We start from the raw sequence: 18,142 nt of genomic DNA, 5'->3' as shown, positions 1-18,142 counted from the left end.
GGTCGGTCGGCTCGACCACGCGGCTCCACGCGGCCCGGGCCAGCCGGTCGTCGTCGAGCCAATCGGGCACGCGTGCCGCGCCGGCCACCGCGGCGCTCACGCGGCCGCCGCCAGCCGCTGCCGCATCACCAGCGCGGTGCCGCAGTGGTCGGCGTCCGGCACGGTGGCGACGGCGAGGTCGGCGATCGTCCACGCGACCCGCAGCACCCGGTCGTAGCCGCGCAGGGTCAGCAGCCCGCGCTCGAGCTCGCGGTCGAGGAACGCGGTGGTCGCGGGCCCCAGCCGCCACCGCGAGCGCAGCGCCGGTCCGGGCGCCGACCCGTTCAGCTTCCAGCCGGACCCGGCCCACCGCTCCCGCTGCGCCGCGCGGGCGGTGCGCACCCGGGCGGCGACGACCGCCGTCGGCTCCCCCGGCTCGCCGGTGCGCACCTGGTGGGCTGCCGCGCCGAACAGCTCGACCTGCAGGTCGACCCGGTCGAGCAGCGGCCCGCTCAGCTTGTCGCGGTACCGCAGCAGCGCGGCGGGGGCGCAGGTGCACCCGCGGCCCTGGCCGACGGCCCAGCCGCACGGGCAGGGGTTGGCGGCGAGCACGAGCTGGAACCGCGCCGGCAGCACGACGGTGCCGCGGGCACGGGAGAGCACGAGCCGCCCCGACTCCAGCGGCTGGCGCAGCGCCTCGATCACCGGGCGCCCGAACTCGGGGGCCTCGTCGAGGAACAGCACCCCGTGGTGGGCGCGGCTCGCGGCGCCCGGTCCGGCCAGCCCGCTGCCGCCGCCGATGACCGAGGCGGCGGACGCGCTGTGGTGCGGGCTCTCGAACGGCGGACGCCGCAGCAGCCCGTGCGTCGGGTCGAACGTGCCCGCGACCGAGTGCACCGCCGTCACCTCCACCGCGTCGTCGTCGTCGAGGTCGGGCAGCAGGCCGGGCAGCCGCGAGGCGAGCATCGTCTTGCCCGCGCCGGGCGGACCGGTGAGCAGCAGGTGGTGCCCACCCGCCGCGGCCACCTCGAGGGCGTGCCGGCCCGCCTCCTGGCCGACGACGTCGGCGAGGTCGGGCACGGCGCTCGCCGGCGCAGCGGTGACGGTGCGCGGCGGCAGCGGCACCGGTGCGGGTGGCGGATCGGCCTCCTCGACCTCGGCGCCGTGCAGGCGCAGCACCTCGGCCAGCCCGACCGCGCCCTCGACCTGCGCGCCCGGCACCAGCCGGGCCTCCTGCAGGTTCGCGTGCGGCACCACCACCCGCTCGAACCCCGCCCGGACGGCGGCGAGCACCACCGGCAGCACCCCGGGCACGGGCCGCAGCCGGCCGTCGAGGCCGAGCTCGCCGACGTGCACGGTGCGCCGGGCCGACGCGGCGTCGAGGTCGCCGGCGGCCGCCAGCACCGCCACCGCCGTGCCGGCGTCGAAGCCGCTGCCGCTCTTCGGCAGCGCGGCCGGCGTGAGGTTCACCGTGACCCGGTGCTGCGGCACCGGCACGCCGCAGTGCGCGAGCGCGGCCCGCACCCGGTCGCGCGCCTCCTGCACCGACCGGTCGAGGGTGCCCACGAGCGCGAGCGACGGCAGCCCGGCGCCGATGTGCGCCTCGATCTCGACCGGGTGCGCCGCGAGGCCGACCAGGCACATCGCGCTCGTGCGCCCCAGTCCACTCACGCCGCACCTCGCAGGTGCTGCACCAGCGCCGGCGAGCCCGGGCGCACCAGGACCGCGACGACGTCGACCCGGACCGCACCCACGCCCCCCAGCCGGGCACCGCCGAGCTCCGGCGTGGTGCGCAGCAGCTCGGCGACGAGCCGGCGCAACCGGGCCTGCTTGGCCCGGGTCACCGCCTCGGCGGGGTGGCCGAACCCGAGCCCGGTGCGGGTCTTCACCTCGACCGCGACGAGCGCGTCGCCGTCGAGCGCGACCAGGTCGAGCTCGCCGTGCCGGCACCGCCAGTTGCGGGCGACCACCCGCATCCCGCTGTCGCGCAGGTAGGCGGCCGCGACCGCCTCACCGCGCTGCCCCACCTCGCGACGCCTGTCCGCGCCGTGCGCTGCGCGAGCTCCCCTGCCGGCCACCGGCACCACCTCCGACCGGCAACCTGCCCGGTGGGCACGACCGTCCGGCGGCGCGAGGGGGCCGGCTGTGGACGACGGGCTCCCGCGGCGCCCTGTGGACGACGCGGCGGTGCAGCTGCGCGAGCGGGTCGCTCGGGCGTGCCCTAACCGCCGAAGCCGGGGGCCTTGGGCACCTCGAGGTCGCTCTTCGCGAGCTCCTCGACGTTGACGTCCTTGAAGGTGACGACCCGCACCGACTTCACGAACCGCGCGGACCGGTAGACGTCCCAGACCCAGGCGTCGGTGAGGGTGAGCTCGAACCAGACCTCGCCGTCGGCCGAGCGCGGCACCAGGTCGACCCCGTTGGCGAGGTAGAAGCGCCGCTCGGTCTCGACCACGTAGCTGAACAGGCTGACCACGTCGCGGTACTCGCGGTAGAGCGCGAGCTCCATCTCGGTCTCGTAGTCGTCCAGGTCCTCGGCGCTCATCCGCTCGCTTCTCCGGTGGGCTCGCCGGGGGCGACGGCGATCAGCTCGCCGGTGCCGCCCGGGTGGTCGCCGTCCATCATGCCGGGAAGGCTCCAGCTCTGCCGGTGCTGGGTGCACGGACCGAGCCGCTCGAGCGCCTCGGCGTGCGCGGGGGCGCTGTAGCCCTTGTTGACCTCCCAGCCGTAGCCGGGGTGCGCGCGGGCGTGGCCGAGCATCAGCTCGTCGCGCTCGGTCTTGGCGAGCACCGACGCCGCCGCGACCGCGGCGCAGCGCAGGTCGGCCTTGATCTGCGTGCGGACGAGCGGCCCGGGCGCCCACGCGTCGACGCCGTCCCAGCCGTCCCAGCCGGGCGCCTCGTGCTCCCCCGCCTCCAGGGGGACGTCGAACAGGGTCGGCTGCGGCGGGCTGTACCAGTCGTGGTTGCCGTCGAGCAGCACGAGCGACGGCACCACGGGCAGCTGGGCCATCGCGCGCCGGCCGGCGAGACGCAGCGCGCGCATGATGCCGATCTCGTCGATCTCCCACGCCTGCGCGTGGCCGACGCCCCAGGCCGGCGCCCAGCGCCGCACGCGGGGGGCGAGGCGCGCCCGTGCGAGCGGCGTCAGCAGCTTGGAGTCGCGCAGCCCGACGGGGGCGGAGCGGGTGGTGAGGTCGACGACGACCACGCCGACGGTGACCGGGCCGGCGAGCGCGCCGCGTCCGACCTCGTCCATGCCGGCGACGAGGGCGTGGCCCTCGCGCAGGTACGCGCGCTCGGCGCGCAGGGTGGGGGTGGGTCCGGCCATCGGTGGTGCGCCCGCGGGTCAGCCCTGGGGGGCGGGGACGACGTCGAACACCTCGGGGTGGTCCGACAGCGTGGTGAACCGGTCGAGCGGCCAGAACAGCAGGACGGCGCGGCCGACCACCATGTCGGTCGACACCGTGCCGTTGCCCGGCAGGTCCTGGTGGTACCGGGAGTCCTGGCTGAACCCGCGGTTGTCGCCCATCACCCAGATGCGTCCCTCGGGCACGGTGACGTCGAAGGTCAGCGTGCTGGGCACGGTGCCCTCGGGCAGGTAGGTCTCGTCGACCGGCTCGCCGTTGATCGTGAGGCGGCCGTCGGCGTCGCAGCAGACGACGTGGTCGCCCGGCAGCCCGATGACGCGCTTGATCAGGTGCTCGCCGGCGTCCTGCGGCAGCACGCCGACGAAGGTGAGGACGTCGACCGCGGCCTGCGACGTGCCGGAGCGCTCGGGCTGCAGCGCCGGGTCGAGCCAGCCGCCCGGGTCGCGGAAGACCACGACGTCGCCGCGCTGGAGGTCGAACGGACCCGGCGTGAGCAGGCTGACGAGCACGCGGTCGTCGCGCACCAGCGTCTGCTCCATCGACTCGGACGGGATGTAGAACGCCTGGGCCAGGAAGGTCTTGATGAGCAGCGAGAGCACCAGGGCGGTGCCGACGACCACGACGCCCTCGCGCAGCGCGCCGACCACGCCCCCGCGCCGGCGGGCGTGCCGCGCGTCTCGCCGGCGGCGTCGCCGCTCGGCCGCCGTCACCGGCTCGTCCGACCCGCCCGTCGCGTCGGCGCGCACCGGCTGCTCGGCCGCACCGACCGTGCCGGCGTCCTCGTCGTGCGTGCTCACGGGTTCCCCTCGACTGCGTGCCCGGAACCGCTGCCCGAGCCCGGTACGGACATCTTGCCCCCTGCGCTGACGACCGCCACCACCCGGCCCACGACCTGGTCGACCGGGACCATCCCGCCCCGCGGGTCGCCGAGGTGGGCACGCGAGTCGGCGGAGGCGCTGCGGTGGTCGCCGAGCACCCACAGCGCGCCCTCGGGCACCTCGACGTCGAAGCGGGTCGTGCTGGCGGCGTCGCCGGGGTACAGGTACGGCTCGTCGAGCGGCTCGCCGTCGACGGTCAGGCGCCCGTCGTCGTCGCAGCAGGCGACCCGGTCGCCCCCGACGCCGACCACCCGCTTCACCACGTGGTGGCCGCCGAGCGGGAGCCCGAGCCAGCCGCCGACCCGCTCGAGCGCCGCCTGCGCGGGCGCCGGGTCGTCGCCGAAGACGAAGACGCCGCGCCCGTCGAACACGACCACGTCGCCGCGCCGCGGCTCGCGGTCGGCGACCCGCACCAGCACGCGGTCGCCGGGCTCGAGCAGGGGCTCCATCGACCCGGACGGGATGGCGTAGACCTGGAGCACGAAGGCGCGCACGAGGCCGTGCACGAGCAGCACGACGAGGAGCACGAGCAGCGCGTCGCGCACCCACGGGCGCCGGCGCAGGAACCCCGGAAGCAGCGAGGACCCCCGACCGCGGGGCGGTCGAGGGTCTCTCGCGGTGCTGGACGTGCTCAGCGGGACACGGGGGTGTCGCGCTTCTCCTTGATCTTGGCGGCCTTGCCGCGCAGGTTGCGCAGGTAGTAGAGCTTGGCCCGGCGGACGTCGCCGCGGGTCACCAGCTCGACCTTGTCGATGATCGGGGAGTGCACCGGGAAGGTGCGCTCGACGCCGACGCCGAAGCTGACCTTGCGGACCGAGAAGGTCTCGCGGACGCCACCGCCCTGGCGGCGGATGACCACGCCCTGGAAGACCTGGACGCGCGAGCGGGTGCCCTCGACGACCTTGACGTGGACCTTGACGGTGTCGCCGGCCCGGAAGTCCGGGACGTCCTCGCGCAGCGAGGCGGCGTCGACGTGGTCGAGGATGTGCATGGCTGGTCTCCCCGCTGGTGCCACAGGTCACCGGCGCGCTGGTCGGGGACCCGGTACGGGTCGTCCGACGGTGTGGTCAGGTGTCGTGCCTTTCCGGCCGTTCGCACCACGCACCCCCTGTGGCAGGGGCGGCGCGCGGCCGCAGCACGAGGAGCAAGTCTGCCACAGCGCTCAGGCGCCGGAGAAATCGTCCTGCCCGGCCGCGGCGGCGCCGTCGAGCACCTCGCGGTCGCGCGCGTCGAGCCCGGCGGGGTCGAGGCGGGCGACCAGGTCGGGACGGCGGGCGGCCGTGCGCGCCAGGGCCTGGTCGCGCCGCCAGCGGGCGACCTTCCCGTGGTGGCCCGACCGCAGCACCTCGGGCACGGCGAGCCCGCGCCAGGTCTCGGGCTTGGTGTAGACGGGGTGCTCGAGCAGGCCGTCGGCGCCGTGCGACTCCTCGACCAGCGAGTGGGGGTTGCCTACCACGCCGGGGAGCAGCCGGCCGACGGCCTCGACGACCGCCAGGACGGCGACCTCTCCCCCGTTCAGGACGTAGTCGCCGAGGCTGAGGGGCGTCACCGGCCCGCGCGCCGCGGCGTCCTGGAGCACCCGCTCGTCGATGCCCTCGTACCGCCCGCAGGCGAACACCAGCCACGGTTCCTCGGCGAGCGCGTGGGCGTGGGCCTGGTCGAAGACCCGCCCGGCGGGCGACGGGACGAGCAGGTGCGGGACGGCGCCCTCCCCCAGTGCCGCGCGCCCGGCGGCCAGCACGTGGTCGAGCGCCTCGCCCCAGGGCTCCGGACGCATCACCATGCCGGCGCCGCCGCCGTACGGGGTGTCGTCGACGGTGCGGTGCCGGTCGTGGGTGAAGTCGCGCAGGTCGTGCACGTGCAGGTCGAGCAGACCCGTCTCGGACGCCCGGCCGAGCAGCGACAGCCGCAGCGGCGCGAGGTAGTCGGGGAAGATCGTGACGACGTCGACCCTCATCGCGGTCCACCCGCCGAGCGGGCCCTCACAGCTCGTCCAGCAGACCGCCCGGCGGGTCGGCCACCACGCGCCCGCCCGCGACGTCGACCACGGGCACGAGGGCGCTGACGAACGGGATGCGGCCGGTGCGGCCGTCGGGCAGCCGCAGCACGAGCAGGTCCTGGGCCGCCCCGTGCTCGACGCCGACGACCTCCCCGAGCAGCGCTCCGGTGGGGTCCTCGCAGCGCAGCCCGACCAGCTCGTGGTCGTACCAGGCGTCCGGCTCGTCCGAGGCGGACGCCTCGGCCAGCAGCAGGGTGCCGCGCAGGTCCTCGGCGGCGCCGCGGTCGGGCACCTCGGCGAAGGTGAGCAGCAGGCGACCGTTGTGGTCGCGCACCGTCTCGACCGTCAGCGGCCCGGCCGAGGCGGGGTCGGTGGCGAGCCGGACCCCCGGCACGAACCGGCCGGCCGGGTCGTCGGTGCGCACCTCGACGCTCACCTCGCCCCGGACGCCGTGCGGCTTGCCCACGCGGGCCACCACCACCTCGGTCACCTCTGCACCACTCCCACCACACGTCGACCAGCGCGGCTGCGGGTCAGCGCGCGGCGTCCATCGTCCCAGGCGCGCGGGCCACCACGAACACCCGGCGGAACGGCAGCACCGTGCCGTGCGGCGTCGCGGGGTACGCCTCGCGCAGCAGACCCCCGAGCTCGGACGCGAACCGCTCGCGCAGGTCGTCGGGGAGCGCCTGCAGCACGGGCCGGGCGCCGGTGCCGCTGATCCAGCGCAGCACGGGGTCGGGGCCCTGCAGCAGGTGCAGGTACGTGGTCTCCCACGCGTCGACCGCGCAGCCCGCCGCGGCGAGCACCGCGAGGTAGTCACCAGGGTCGTGCGACGACGGGTGCTCGGCACCTGCCGTGTGCTCGGCGTACGGCGCGGACGCCGCCAGCGCGCGCAGGTGCACGTGGCTCGGCTCGTCGAAGTTGCCCGGCACCTGGAAGGCGAACCACCCGCCGGGGGCGACGGCGGTGGCGAGGGCCGGCAGGAGGTCGAGGTGGCCGGGCACCCACTGCAGGGTGGCGTTGCTGACCAGCACATCGGGCGCGTGGCCGTGCGCGTCCGCGAGCCAGGCGCGCAGGTCGCCGACCTCGAACCGCACGCGAGGGTCGTCGAGACCGGTTGCGGCGCCGATCATCTCGGCGCTGGAGTCGACACCCAGCACGTCCGCGCCAGGCCACCGGTCGGCGAGCAGCCTCGTCAGGGTGCCCGGCCCGCACCCGAGGTCGACCACGCGCGCCGGAGCGCTCGCACCGACCCGGGCCAGCAGGTCGGCGAACGGGCGCCCGCGCTCGTCCGCGTAGGCGAGGTAGCGGTCGGGGTCCCAGGTGGAGGTCACCGGGACAGCCTCCCGCGCCGGACGCGCGACCGCCCCCGGGTCGTGGACCCGGGGGCGGTGCGGACGAGCTGGTGGGGCGGCGTCAGCGGCGGCCGACCCGGTCGACGTCGACGACGTCGATGCGCACGGGGCCGTCGGTGCTGACGGCGCCCATCACGGTGCGCAGGGCCTTGGCCGTGCGACCGGCGCGGCCGATCACGCGGCCGAGGTCGTCGGGGTGCACCCGGACCTCGAGCAGCGCGCCACGGCGCTGCGACTTCTGCGTGATCCGGACCTCGTCCGGGTGGTCGACGATGCCCCGCACGAGGTGCTCGAGGGCGTCGGCGAGCACGCTCAGCCCTCGGCCTTCGCCTCGTCGCCCGTCTCGGCCTCGGCCGGGCGGGTCTCCTCGGCGCCGGCACGCTCCTCGACCGGGGTCTCGGCGGGCGCGTCGGTCTTCTTGGCGGCCTTCTTCCTCGGGGTCGTGGCGTCCTTGCCGGACTCGTCCAGCGACTCCTTGGAGGCGGCGTCGAACGCGGCCTTCTTGTCGGCCCTGGGCTCGGCGACCTTGAGGGTGCCCTCGGCGCCGGGGAGGCCCTTGAACTTCTGCCAGTCGCCGGTGACCTTCAGCAGCGCGAGCACCTGCTCGCTCGGCTGGGCGCCGACGCCGAGCCAGTACTGCGCGCGCTCGGAGTCGATGTCGATGAGCGAGGGCTCCTCGGTGGGGTGGTACTTGCCGATCTCCTCGATGGCACGACCGTCGCGCTTGGTGCGCGAGTCGGCCACGACGACGCGGTAGTACGGAGCCCGGATCTTGCCCAGGCGCTTGAGGCGGATCTTGACGGCCACGGGTGTGGTGTCTCCTTGTCAGGTCTGCGGGGTGAGCGGCGCGGCGCCGCGTGGGGCACGGGCCGGGACCGCTCGGACGGACGCGCTGCGGGCGGGTAGAGGGCCGCACCGGGCGCGTACAGCCGACCATTGTGCCAGACCGGGCGGGGTGCGCCGCCCACGCGCGCGGCGGCCCGCGCCGACCTAGCGTGGCCGGGGTGCAGACCTTCCTGCCCTACCCCGGCTTCGCCCGCAGCGCCGAGGTGCTCGACGACCCACGGCTGGGCAAGCAGCGGGTCGAGACGCTGCAGATCCTGCGGGCGCTCGTGCTCGACGACTACGGCTGGGCGAACCACCCGGCGACGCTGATGTGGCGCGGCCGGGTGCCCGCCCTGGTCGCGTACGGGCTCGCCTGCGTGCGCGAGTGGGTCGGACGCGGCCACGCGGACTCCACCGCCGACCTGCTCGCCGAGTTCGCGCCCGAGGTGGTGGGGGTCGAGCAGGACGCGCTGGCCTCGGCCGGGCTGCTGCCCTCGTGGCTCGGCGACGACGCCGTGCACGCCAGCCACCGCGCGGCGCTGCTGCGCAAGGACGCCGCCTTCTACGCGCACCGGGTCGACCCCGAGGACCCGGAGCTGCCGTACGCCTGGCCGGGCCCCGACCCGGTCGCGCCGGCGACCGAGCCGGCGCAGGGCCGGCGGCTGCACGTGGTGCGCCCCGCCGGCGTCGCCCTGCTCGGCCGGTTCCTGCTCGACGGCGTCGTCGGTCTCGGCACCTCGGCCGGGCTCGAGGGCGACCTGTCCGGCGCCCGGGGCGAGGACCTGCCCGCGCTGCTGCGGGGCGAGGCGCCGAAGCGGCGCCCGGGCAAGGCGCTGCGCCAGCTCGCCACGTTCCTCGACGACCTCGGGGAGGGCGCCACCGTGGCGGTGCCGGTCGAGGACGAGCGCGCGCTGCTGCTCGGCACCGTCCGCGGCCCGTACCGGTTCTCCGACGACGGCACGCACCCGGTGCACCGGCGACCGGTCACCTGGGACGGCGGCCGTGTCGCGCGCGGCGACCTGCGCCCGCTCGGGGGGCTGCAGGACCCCCGCGAGCTGTTCGCCGTCACCGTCGACGGCTGACGCACCCGGGCCCTACCGTCCGGGGCGTGACGACACCGCTGCCGCTGCCCGACCGCCGCGCCCACGTCGGCGCGATCGCCCGCGAGTCCGCCCGGTTCCGCGAGGTGCTGGCGGCCGCCGACCCCGGCACCCGCGTCCCGACCTGCCCGGACTGGGACGCCGACGACCTGCTCTGGCACCTCGCCGAGGTGCAGTCGTTCTGGACGGGGGTGATCGGCACCGGCGTCCGCGACGGCTCCGACCTCGAGCGGGTCGAGGCGGCCAAGCCGGAACGGCCCGCCGACCGGACCGGTCTGCTCGCCCTGGTCGAGCGCGCGAGCGCCGACCTGGTCGCCGTGCTCGACGGCCGCGACCCGGACGCGCCGGCGTGGTCGTGGCACGGCCCGGAGCAGACGGTCGGCTTCACCCTGCGCCGGCAGCTGCACGAGGCGCTGGTGCACCGCGTCGACGCCGAGCTGACCGCCGGGGTCGGCGTCACCGCGCCGGACCCCGATCTCGCCGCCGACGGGGTCGACGAGCTGCTGCGGGTGATGTGGGGCCTGCCCGACGGCGACTGGGCCACCTGGCACCCGTCCGACCACGTCGTCGAGGTGGTCGCCACCGACACCGGCCACCGCTGGGCGGTGCGCCTCGGCCGGTGGACGGGCACGGGCCCGCAGAGCGGCACCGAGTTCGACGAGGCGACCGCCGTCGTCGACGACTCCCCCGGCGTCGTCGCGACCGCGCGCGTGGCCGGCACCGCCGCCGCCCTCGACCTGGCGCTGTGGGGGCGCGGCGGCGACGGCGTCGAGCGGTCCGGCGACGCCGACGCGCTCGCCGTCCTCGACGAGGTGGTGGCCGTCGGCGTGCAGTGAGACGCGACGGCGCCCCGCCCGCGGGTGCGGACGGGGCGCCGGTCGTGCAGGTGGTGCCGGTGGTGCAGGCGGGTCAGCCTCCGGCGACGGCCCGGATCAGCTCGCCGTCCGGGGTGTCGCCCGACAGCTCCCAGAAGAACAGGCCGCCGAGGCCCTGGGACTGCGCCCAGGCCCGCTTCGACCCGATCGTCTGCGGGGTGTCGTAGCTCCACCACTGGTTGCCGCAGTAGGCGTACGCCGTGCCGCCGACGGTGCCGGTGGCCGGGCAGCGGCTCTTCAGCACCTCGTAGTCGTCGATGCCCTGCTCGTACTGCCCCGGTGCCGGGCCGGTGGCCGAGCCGCCCGGCGCGGCCTGCGTGACGCCCTGCCAGCCGCGGCCGTAGAACCCGATGCCGAGCAGGATCTTGCTCGCCGGGATGCCCTGCGCCTTCAGCTTCGCCACCGCCGCGTCGGCGTGGAAGCCGGCCTGCGGAATGCCCGGGTACGACGTCAGCGGCGAGTGCGGTGCCGTCGGGCCCTGGGCGTTGAAGGCGCCGAAGTAGTCGTAGGTCATCGGCATGATCCAGTCGAGCTTCTGCGCCGCGGTGCCGTAGTCGGTGGCGTCGATCTTGCCGCCGCTGCTGCCGTCCGCGGTGATCGCCGCCGTCACCAGCGCGCCCTGGCCGAACTCGGCCCGCACCGCGCTGATCACCCGGTCGAAGGCCTGCGGGCCGCTGCTGTCGCAGGTCAGGCCGCACGCGTTCGGGTACTCCCAGTCGATGTCGATGCCGTCGAACACGTCGGCCCAGCGCGGGTCCTCGACCAGCGCCTTGCACGAGCGGGCGAAGCCCTGCGGGTCGGCCGCGGCCTGGGTGAAGCCGCCCGACCAGGTCCAGCCGCCGAACGACCAGATCACCTTGAGGTGCGGGTGCTTGGCCTTGAGCTCGCGCAGCTGGTTGAAGTTGCCCCGCAGCGGCTGGTCCCAGGTGTCGGCGACGCCGTCGACGCTGTCCTCGGCGGTGAACGCCTTGTCGTAGTCGGCGTAGGAGTCGCCGATCGAGCAGCGTCCGCCCGTGGTGTTGCCGAAGGCGTAGAGGATGTGGGTGAGCCGGGCGGCCGAGCCGCTCGTGTCGATGTCCTTGACCTGGTAGTCGCGGCCGTAGGTCGCCCAGTTCGTGTGGTACCCGACGACGCGACCGTCACCCGGCGAGGTCGTCGGCGGGGGCGTGGTCGGCGGGGGCGTCGTCGGTGGGGTGGTCGTGGGCGGCGGCGTGGTGGTGGGAGGAGTGGTGGGACCGCCTCCGCCGCAGGGGTTCCCGTTCACCGTGCACGACACCGGGGCGCGGAACGCACCGGAGCCGATGTAGCCCCACGACTGGCTGGCGCCGGCGCCGAGGCTGCCGGCCCACGACTTCGAGCGGGCCGTCCACGTGTTGCCGCTGCGGGTGACGTCGGCGTCCCACGACGACGTGATCGCCGTACCCGCCGGCAGCTCGAGCACGACGGTCCACGAGCCGACCGACGCCGACCCGCCGTTGCTGACGGTGACCCGGGCCTCGTGCCCCGAGCCCCAGTCCGAGGTGGCGGCCACGGTGGCCGTCACCCCTCCTGCGCCGTTCGCCGCCATGAGGGGCAGCAACGCCGCGGCCAGGGCCACCGTGGCTCCCGCCACGACTCCCCGCGTCCAGTTCCGTGCCATCGGGCGCACCTCCGAGTAGCTGGATATCGATTTGTTAAGGGTCTTGCTAAATCCGGGAACGTAGACCGGGGCACGCACGCAGGTCAAGGGTTTCGTCCGGATGCGTCCTGTTCGTGGACGCCGCGTCACCCCAGCCGGTCGCGCAGCAGCGCCTGCTCGGCCGGGTTCGCGGCCAGCGCGAGCGCCCGCGCGTTCGCCGCCCGCGCCTCGTCGTCGCGACCGAGGGCGGCCAGCAGCTCGGCGCGGGTGGCGTGCAGCAGGTGGTAGCCGTCGAGCCGGCTCGCGAGCGCGTCGACGGCTGCGAGCGCCTCGCCCGGGCCGCGCACGTGCGAGAGCGCCACGGCGTGGTTGAGCCGCACGACGGGCGAGGGGTCGTGGACGAGCAGCAGGTCGTACAGCGTGAGCACCTGCAGCCAGTCGGTCGCCTCCCACGTGGGCGCCGAGCCGTGGCAGCCGGCGATCGCGGCCTGCAGCTGCCACCGGCCCGGTGAGCGCCGGGCGGCGGCACGCTCGAGGTACCCGTCCGCGCGGCTGCTCGCGACCGCGTCCCAGCGCGAACGGTCCTGCGCCGCGAGCGGGACCAGCGTCCCGTCGGCGTCGAAGCGCGCGGCGTCGCGGGCCTGCAGGAAGGTGAGCAGCGCGAGCAGTCCCCACGCCTCCGGCTCGGCGGGCAGCGCGCGGGCGACCACCTCGGCGAGCCACACGGCGTCCCCCGCCGGACCGGCCGCGCCGTCCGGGTCGAGGTAGGACGCGTTGTACGCCAGGCAGACCACGGTGAGGACGTCGTCGAGGCGCGGGGCGAGGCTTTCGCCGTCCGGCACCGAGAACGGTATGCCGGCGGCGACGACCTTGCGCTTGGTGCGCACCAGCCGCTGCGCCATCGTGGGCTCGGGGACGAGGAACGCCCGTGCGACCTGCGCGGTCGTGAGGCCGAGCACGGCGCGCAGCGTGAGCGCCAGCCGCGCTTCGGGCGACAGGGACGGGTGGCAGCAGGCGAACAGCATCGGCAGCCGCTCGTCGGGGGTGCCGCCGCCGGGGTCGCGCGGTGCCGGTGGGAGCGCCTCGGCCGCCTGCGCCGCGGCGGCGCCGGCCAGCCGCTGGCGCCGGGCGCGCGCCCGCAGCAGGTCGACGGCCCGGCGCTGCGCCGTGGTGGTCAGCCACCCGCCCGGGTTGGGCGGCACGCCGCGGGTGGGCCAGGTCCGCAGCGCCTCGACCAGCGCCTCCTGCACGGCCTCCTCGGCGACGTCGAAGTCGCCCGTGCGCCGGTGCAGGTGGGCCACGACGACCGCGGCCTCCCGCCGCACCACGCGGGACAGCTCGGCATCGAGCGTGCCCGGCGCGGTGCGACGAGGGCCGTCGGTCACGAGGACGCCTCGGCCTCCTCGAGCTGGGAGTAGTCCTCGACCATCGGGCGGATCTCGACCGAGACGCCCGGCAGCTGCAGCGACGGCCAGGTGCGCACCAGCGCGATCGCCGCGTCCAGGTCGGGCACGTCGATGACGCTGAACCCGCCGATCCGCTCCTTGGCCTCGCTGTACGGACCGTCGACGACCACCGGCTCGCCGCCCTCGGACCCGGGAGCGACGCCGGAGCGGATCGTGGTGGCGGTCGAGGGCGGTTGCAGCTCGGCGCCGCTGTCGGTGAACTTCGCGCCGTGCTCGCCGAACCACGCGTAGATCTGCTGGTACACCTCCTGCTGGCGCTCGGCCGGCACGGCCTCGAGCTGCTCGGGGGTGTCGACGTACATCAGGACGTACTTCATGGTGGGCTCCTTCGTTCCCGGTGGGACATGACACCAACACCACGAACGCCGTGACCAGATCTCGACACCCTCGTCTGCGGAATCTCCTCGCGCACCGAGGTCGGAGTCCTCCCACCTCCGACTCGCTCGCTGGCGCTCCCTCGCTCCGGCGCGCCGGACCCCGACGCGCTCGTCACGTCCGCGCTCGCTCGCTCCGCTCGCCCGGACCGGGATGGGTTCGCGACCGGACGCTCACACAGCTCGTCCGCGCAGCACGACGTGTTGGGGGTGGGCGAGGACCCCCACGTCCTCACGCGGGTCGGCCGCGTAGACGACCAGGTCGGCGTCGGCGCCCTCCTCGAGCGCGGGGCGGCCCAACCAGGAGCGCGCGGCCCAGCAGGCCGCGTCGAGGGCGTCGATCGGCGCGAGCCCGGCGGTGACGAGCTCGGCGACCTCGGCGGCCACCAGGCCGTGGGGCAGCGACCCGCCGGCGTCGGTGCCGACGTACACCGGCACGCCCGCCTCGTGCAGCGCGACGACCGTCTCGTACCGGTGCGCGTGCAGCGCCAGCATGTGGTCGGCCCAGGCGTCGAACTTCCCGCGCGCGGGCTCGGCGAGCTGCGGGAAGGTCGCGATGTTCACGAGCGTGGGGACGACGGCCACCCCGGCAGCAGCGGCGGCGTCGACGTCGGCACCGCGGAAGCCGGTGCCGTGCTCGATGCCGTCGATGCCGGCGGCCAGCAGGTCGGCGAGGCAGTCCTCGCCGAAGCAGTGCGCGGTCACGCGCGCCCCCTCGGCGTGGGCCGCGGCGATCCCCGCCTGCAGCGCGTCGAGCGGCCAGCACGGAGCGAGATCGCCTGCGGTCCGGTCGATCCAGTCGCCGACGATCTTCACCCAGCCGTCGCCCGCCCGCGCCTCCTGTGCCATGTACGCGGGCAGCTCGTCCGGCTCGATCTCGTGGGCGTAGTTGCGGATGTACCGCCTCGTCCGCGCGATGTGGCGTCCTGCCCGGACGATCTTCGGCAGGTCGTCGCGATCGTCGATCCAGCGGGTGTCGGCCGGGCTGCCGGCGTCGCGGATCAGCAGCGTGCCGGCGTCGCGGTCGGTCGTGGCCTGCGCCTCGCTCGTCGCGGCGTCGACGGCGCCGTGGGCGTCGAGCCCGACGTGGCAGTGCGCGTCGACCAGGCCGGGCAGCACCCACCCGCGCAGGGTCGTGACGTCGTGCCCGGGGCCGGGCGCGCCGAGGGAGATCCGCCCGTCGACCACCCAGAGGCCGTCGACCTCCTCGTCGCGGCCGGTGAGCACCGGTCCCTGCACGTGCAGCACGTCACCCATGGCAGGAACCTACGCGGCTCAGGCGGGCTGGCCCTCGGGCGCCGTCCGGCGCTGGCGGCGGACCGCGACGCCCTCGCGCATGAGCGGCCGGTCGTCGGAGTCCAGCACCTGGTCGAGCCGGTCGCCCTGGACGGTCAGCACCGAGCCGACCGGCAGCGCGAGCGCGGGGATGACGGTGGGGCGGTGCACCAGCAGGCGGTGCACGGGGACGGGCACGGGGTCGGCCAGCGCGTCGACCCCCGGCGTCGCCGGCCCGGTGACGAACCAGCCGCTCGACGTGCCCTCGGGCACGTTGCGCACCAGGTGCAGCACCGGCTCGTCGAGCACGTCGCCCAGCACCCGCACGGTCTGGTCGTAGGCGACCGGCACGGGGTCGACGACGTCGAGGTAGGCCATCAGGTCGCGGGTGGCGGCCTGCACCCGCAGCGTCGTGCTGATCTCGGGCCGCAGGTCGGCGCCGGGGTCGCGGGCGAAGTCGGGCTCGCAGACCTGCAGGCGGCCGTCGGGCTCGCGCCGCAGCACCAGGACCGACCAGCCGAACCGCAGCACGGCGCCGGGGTGCAGCGGGATGCCCTGCTCGTGGGCGGCGGACAGCCGCTGCAGCAGCCAGGGCACGTGCTCGGCCGCGGAGTCGATGCAGTCGACCGAGACCTGCTCCTCACCCAGCCGGGTGCTCCACCGCCCCACGGTCAGCGGCCGAGGAACTTCTCGAAACCTGGCGGGAGAGAGGAGGGATCGAAGGCCTCGAGCGCGTCGTCGTCGGCCGCCCCGAGCCCGAAGGCCGAACCGGTCGGTGCCTTGGCGCGCTCCTGCGCCTCCTGCTGCGCGCGCTTGGCCGGGTTGCCCGAGCGCGCCTTGCCCTTCTTCCCCGAGCGCGCGGCCGCCTGCTTGCCGCGCGACTTCTTGCTGCCGCCGGCGCCGGGCAGGCCCGGCATCCCGCGACCCGGCATCCCCGGCATGCCGGGGATGCCACCGCCGTTGCGCATCTGCCGCATCATCTTCTGCGCGTCGGCGAACCGCTCGAGCAGCTGGTTCACCTCGGTGACGGTGACGCCCGAGCCCCGGGCGATGCGCGAGCGGCGCGAGCCGTTGATGACCTTCGGCTGGTACCGCTCCTGCGGCGTCATCGACCGGACGATCGCCTCGATGCGGTCGATCTCGCGCTCGTCGAAGTTCTCGAGCTGCTCGCGCATCTCGCCCATGCCCGGGAGCATGCCGAGCATCTTCTTCAGCGAGCCCATCTTGCGCAGACCCTGCATCTGCTGCAGGAAGTCGTCGAAGGTGAAGTCCTCGCCGGCCCCGAACTTGCGCGCCATCTCGGCGGCCTGGTCGGCCTCGAACGCCTTCTCGGCCTGCTCGATGAGGGTGAGCACGTCACCCATGTCGAGGATGCGCGAGGCCATCCGGTCGGGGTGGAACGGCTCGAAGTCGGTGAGCTTCTCGCCGGTGGACGCGAACAGCACCGGCCGACCGGTCACCGTCGACACCGACAGGGCGGCACCACCGCGCGCGTCGCCGTCGAGCTTGGTGAGCACGACGCCGGTGAGGCCGACGCCGTCGAGGAACGCCTGCGCGGTCTGGACGGCGTCCTGGCCGATCATCGCGTCGACGACGAACAGCACCTCGTCGGGCGTGACGGCCGCCTTGATGTCGGCGGCCTGCTGCATCAGCTCGGCGTCGACACCGAGCCGGCCGGCGGTGTCGACCACGACGACGTCGAACTGCTTGGCCCGCGCCTCCTCCATCGCGCGCCGGGCGACCTGCACGGGGTCGCCGACGCCGTTGCCCGGCTCGGGCGCGAAGACGGTGACGCCGGCCCGCTCGCCGACCACCTGGAGCTGGTTCACGGCGTTGGGACGCTGCAGGTCGGCCGCGACCAGCAGCGGTGCGTGGCCCTGCTCCTTCAGCCAGTGCCCGAGCTTGCCGGCGAGGGTCGTCTTGCCCGCGCCCTGGAGGCCGGCGAGCATGATCACGGTCGGCGGGTTCTTGGCGAAGGTCAGCCGGCGCTGCTCGCCGCCGAGGATCGCGACGAGCTCGTCGTTGACGATCTTCACGACCTGCTGGGCCGGGTTGAGGGCCTGCGAGACCTCCTCGCCCAGCGCCCGCTCGCGCACCCGGGACGCGAACTCGCGGACGACCGGGAGCGCGACGTCGGCGTCGAGCAGCGCCCGCCGGATCTCGCGGACGGTCGCGTCGACGTCGGCCTCGGAGAGCCGGCCCTTGCCACGCAGGTTCTTGAACGTGGCGGTGAGGCGGTCGGAGAGCGTGGCGAACACGGGTGAGGGTCCTTCGCGTCGGGATCGGGGCCAGCCTAGTTGGTCCGCGGCGGTCCCCGTGTGGTGCGTGCGCGGGGTCACCCCGATAGTGGGGAGGTGCCAGCCGAACGAGGTCGTGCCCGGGTCTCCCAGGTCCGCGCCGCCCTGGCCCGCGAGCTGCGGGCGCGGGTCGCCGGCGACGACGCCGCCGAGCGCGCGCGGCGCATCTGGGGGTCCGAGGGCGAGCGCTGGTTCTCCCCCGACGACCCGGTGTGGCGCGTGCACGCCGACGCCTCGATGTTCGTCGGCGGCATCCGGGCGCTGCTGCTGCAGTCGCTGCACCCGCTCGCGATGGCCGGCGTGGCCGGGCACAGCGGCTACCGGGCCGACCCGTGGGGACGCCTCCAGCGCACGAGCCACTACCTGGCCACCACGACGTTCGGCACCGTCGAGGACGCCGAGGCCGCGATCGCGGCTGTCCGCGCCGTCCACGACCGCGTGCGCGGCCGCGCCGAGGACGGCCGCCCGTACGCGGCGAACGACCCGCACCTGCTGACCTGGGTGCACCTGGCCGAGGTCGACAGCTTCCTCGAGACCTACCGCCGGCACGGCCCCGAGCCGCTCACCCCGGCCGAGCAGGACCGCTACGTCGAGCAGGCCGGCGTCGCCGCCGCCCGGCTCGGCGTCCCCGAGCCACCCCGGACCGTCGCGGAGCACGACGCCGGCGTGCGCGCCTACCGCCCCGAGCTGCGCGCGACGCCCGCCGCCCGCGACGCCGCCCGGTTCCTGCT

21 protein-coding genes are annotated in these 18,142 nt (G+C 75.6%); 3 read left to right on the top strand and 18 right to left on the bottom strand.

Features of this window, described 5'->3' with window-relative positions; translation table 11 throughout:
• Positions 1-96 precede the first annotated feature (96 nt).
• The 12 genes from ACYVKY_RS18835 to rpsP all read right to left on the bottom strand — a co-directional run bounded on the left by ACYVKY_RS18835 (position 97) and on the right by rpsP (position 8,388).
• Positions 97-1,623: a YifB family Mg chelatase-like AAA ATPase gene (locus ACYVKY_RS18835; RefSeq protein WP_460436522.1), complete on the bottom strand. Its 1,527-nt coding sequence runs from the start codon at positions 1,621-1,623 to the stop codon at positions 97-99.
• 23 nt (positions 1,624-1,646) lie between these two features.
• Entirely contained in the window at positions 1,647-2,006 is a 360-nt protein-coding gene (locus ACYVKY_RS18830) for a YraN family protein (protein WP_460436521.1), read from the bottom strand.
• A 194-nt stretch (positions 2,007-2,200) separates the two neighbouring features.
• The gene (locus ACYVKY_RS18825) at positions 2,201-2,524 is read right to left on the bottom strand and encodes a DUF2469 domain-containing protein (RefSeq protein ID WP_460436520.1); all 324 of its coding nucleotides are present in this window, start codon (positions 2,522-2,524) and stop codon (positions 2,201-2,203) included.
• Positions 2,521-3,309 carry a ribonuclease HII gene (locus tag ACYVKY_RS18820; RefSeq protein ID WP_460436519.1) on the bottom strand — a complete coding sequence of 263 codons (789 nt, stop codon included), beginning with the start codon at positions 3,307-3,309 and terminating at the stop codon, positions 2,521-2,523. The genes ACYVKY_RS18825 and ACYVKY_RS18820 overlap by 4 nt, the downstream gene beginning before the upstream one ends.
• Positions 3,310-3,327: 18 nt before the next feature.
• Positions 3,328-4,146, bottom strand: coding sequence for a S26 family signal peptidase (gene lepB, locus ACYVKY_RS18815; protein WP_460436518.1), 819 nt, complete (start codon positions 4,144-4,146; stop codon positions 3,328-3,330).
• A complete protein-coding gene (lepB, locus tag ACYVKY_RS18810) occupies positions 4,143-4,772 on the bottom strand; it encodes a S26 family signal peptidase (RefSeq protein ID WP_460436517.1) in 630 nt (209 codons plus the stop codon). The genes lepB (ACYVKY_RS18815) and lepB (ACYVKY_RS18810) overlap by 4 nt, the downstream gene beginning before the upstream one ends.
• Before the next feature lie 86 nt (positions 4,773-4,858).
• Positions 4,859-5,218 carry a 50S ribosomal protein L19 gene (gene rplS / locus ACYVKY_RS18805; protein ID WP_460436516.1) on the bottom strand — a complete coding sequence of 120 codons (360 nt, stop codon included), beginning with the start codon at positions 5,216-5,218 and terminating at the stop codon, positions 4,859-4,861.
• A 171-nt stretch (positions 5,219-5,389) separates the two neighbouring features.
• Positions 5,390-6,184 (bottom strand): tRNA (guanine(37)-N(1))-methyltransferase, encoded by a 795-nt coding sequence (trmD, locus tag ACYVKY_RS18800; RefSeq protein ID WP_460436515.1) that lies wholly within the window; start codon positions 6,182-6,184, stop codon positions 5,390-5,392.
• A gap of 25 nt (positions 6,185-6,209) precedes the next feature.
• A complete protein-coding gene (rimM, locus tag ACYVKY_RS18795) occupies positions 6,210-6,716 on the bottom strand; it encodes a ribosome maturation factor RimM (RefSeq protein WP_460436514.1) in 507 nt (168 codons plus the stop codon).
• Positions 6,717-6,759: 43 nt separating this feature from the next.
• Positions 6,760-7,560 (bottom strand): class I SAM-dependent methyltransferase, encoded by an 801-nt coding sequence (locus ACYVKY_RS18790; protein WP_460436513.1) that lies wholly within the window; start codon positions 7,558-7,560, stop codon positions 6,760-6,762.
• 82 nt (positions 7,561-7,642) lie between these two features.
• The gene (locus ACYVKY_RS18785) at positions 7,643-7,891 is read right to left on the bottom strand and encodes an RNA-binding protein (protein WP_460436512.1); all 249 of its coding nucleotides are present in this window, start codon (positions 7,889-7,891) and stop codon (positions 7,643-7,645) included.
• A gap of 2 nt (positions 7,892-7,893) precedes the next feature.
• Positions 7,894-8,388 carry a 30S ribosomal protein S16 gene (rpsP, locus tag ACYVKY_RS18780; RefSeq protein ID WP_460436511.1) on the bottom strand — a complete coding sequence of 165 codons (495 nt, stop codon included), beginning with the start codon at positions 8,386-8,388 and terminating at the stop codon, positions 7,894-7,896.
• Between the two features lie 197 nt (positions 8,389-8,585).
• Between rpsP and ACYVKY_RS18775 the strand changes: the two genes are divergently transcribed.
• Both ACYVKY_RS18775 and ACYVKY_RS18770 read left to right on the top strand, forming a co-directional pair.
• Complete coding sequence (locus ACYVKY_RS18775; protein WP_460436510.1) at positions 8,586-9,488, top strand: MSMEG_6728 family protein; 903 nt, start codon at positions 8,586-8,588, stop codon at positions 9,486-9,488.
• 26 nt (positions 9,489-9,514) lie between these two features.
• Entirely contained in the window at positions 9,515-10,342 is an 828-nt protein-coding gene (locus ACYVKY_RS18770) for a maleylpyruvate isomerase family mycothiol-dependent enzyme (RefSeq protein WP_460436509.1), read from the top strand.
• A gap of 73 nt (positions 10,343-10,415) precedes the next feature.
• Here ACYVKY_RS18770 and ACYVKY_RS18765 read toward each other — a convergent pair whose 3' ends face one another.
• The 6 genes from ACYVKY_RS18765 to ffh form a co-directional block, all read right to left on the bottom strand.
• Positions 10,416-12,020 carry a glycosyl hydrolase family 18 protein gene (locus tag ACYVKY_RS18765; RefSeq protein ID WP_460436508.1) on the bottom strand — a complete coding sequence of 535 codons (1,605 nt, stop codon included), beginning with the start codon at positions 12,018-12,020 and terminating at the stop codon, positions 10,416-10,418.
• A 125-nt stretch (positions 12,021-12,145) separates the two neighbouring features.
• Positions 12,146-13,384 (bottom strand): RNA polymerase sigma factor, encoded by a 1,239-nt coding sequence (locus tag ACYVKY_RS18760; protein WP_460436507.1) that lies wholly within the window; start codon positions 13,382-13,384, stop codon positions 12,146-12,148.
• Positions 13,381-13,782: a YciI family protein gene (locus ACYVKY_RS18755; RefSeq protein WP_460436506.1), complete on the bottom strand. Its 402-nt coding sequence runs from the start codon at positions 13,780-13,782 to the stop codon at positions 13,381-13,383. Before ACYVKY_RS18755 ends, ACYVKY_RS18760 begins: the two co-directional genes overlap by 4 nt.
• A 231-nt stretch (positions 13,783-14,013) precedes the next feature.
• Entirely contained in the window at positions 14,014-15,096 is a 1,083-nt protein-coding gene (locus ACYVKY_RS18750) for an amidohydrolase family protein (protein ID WP_460436505.1), read from the bottom strand.
• A gap of 18 nt (positions 15,097-15,114) precedes the next feature.
• Entirely contained in the window at positions 15,115-15,783 is a 669-nt protein-coding gene (locus ACYVKY_RS18745) for an immunity protein Imm33 domain-containing protein (RefSeq protein ID WP_460436504.1), read from the bottom strand.
• 2 nt (positions 15,784-15,785) lie between these two features.
• Positions 15,786-17,372: a signal recognition particle protein gene (gene ffh, locus ACYVKY_RS18740; RefSeq protein ID WP_460436503.1), complete on the bottom strand. Its 1,587-nt coding sequence runs from the start codon at positions 17,370-17,372 to the stop codon at positions 15,786-15,788.
• Between the two features lie 96 nt (positions 17,373-17,468).
• Between ffh and ACYVKY_RS18735 the strand changes: the two genes are divergently transcribed.
• The coding region (locus ACYVKY_RS18735) for an oxygenase MpaB family protein (RefSeq protein WP_460436502.1) at positions 17,469-18,142 on the top strand (674 nt) is incomplete at its 3' end.

It is taken from the genome of Angustibacter speluncae, from assembly GCF_054777815.1.
Note: the sequence above shows the minus strand (reverse complement) of the source record. Positions and strands in the feature narration are given on the sequence as shown.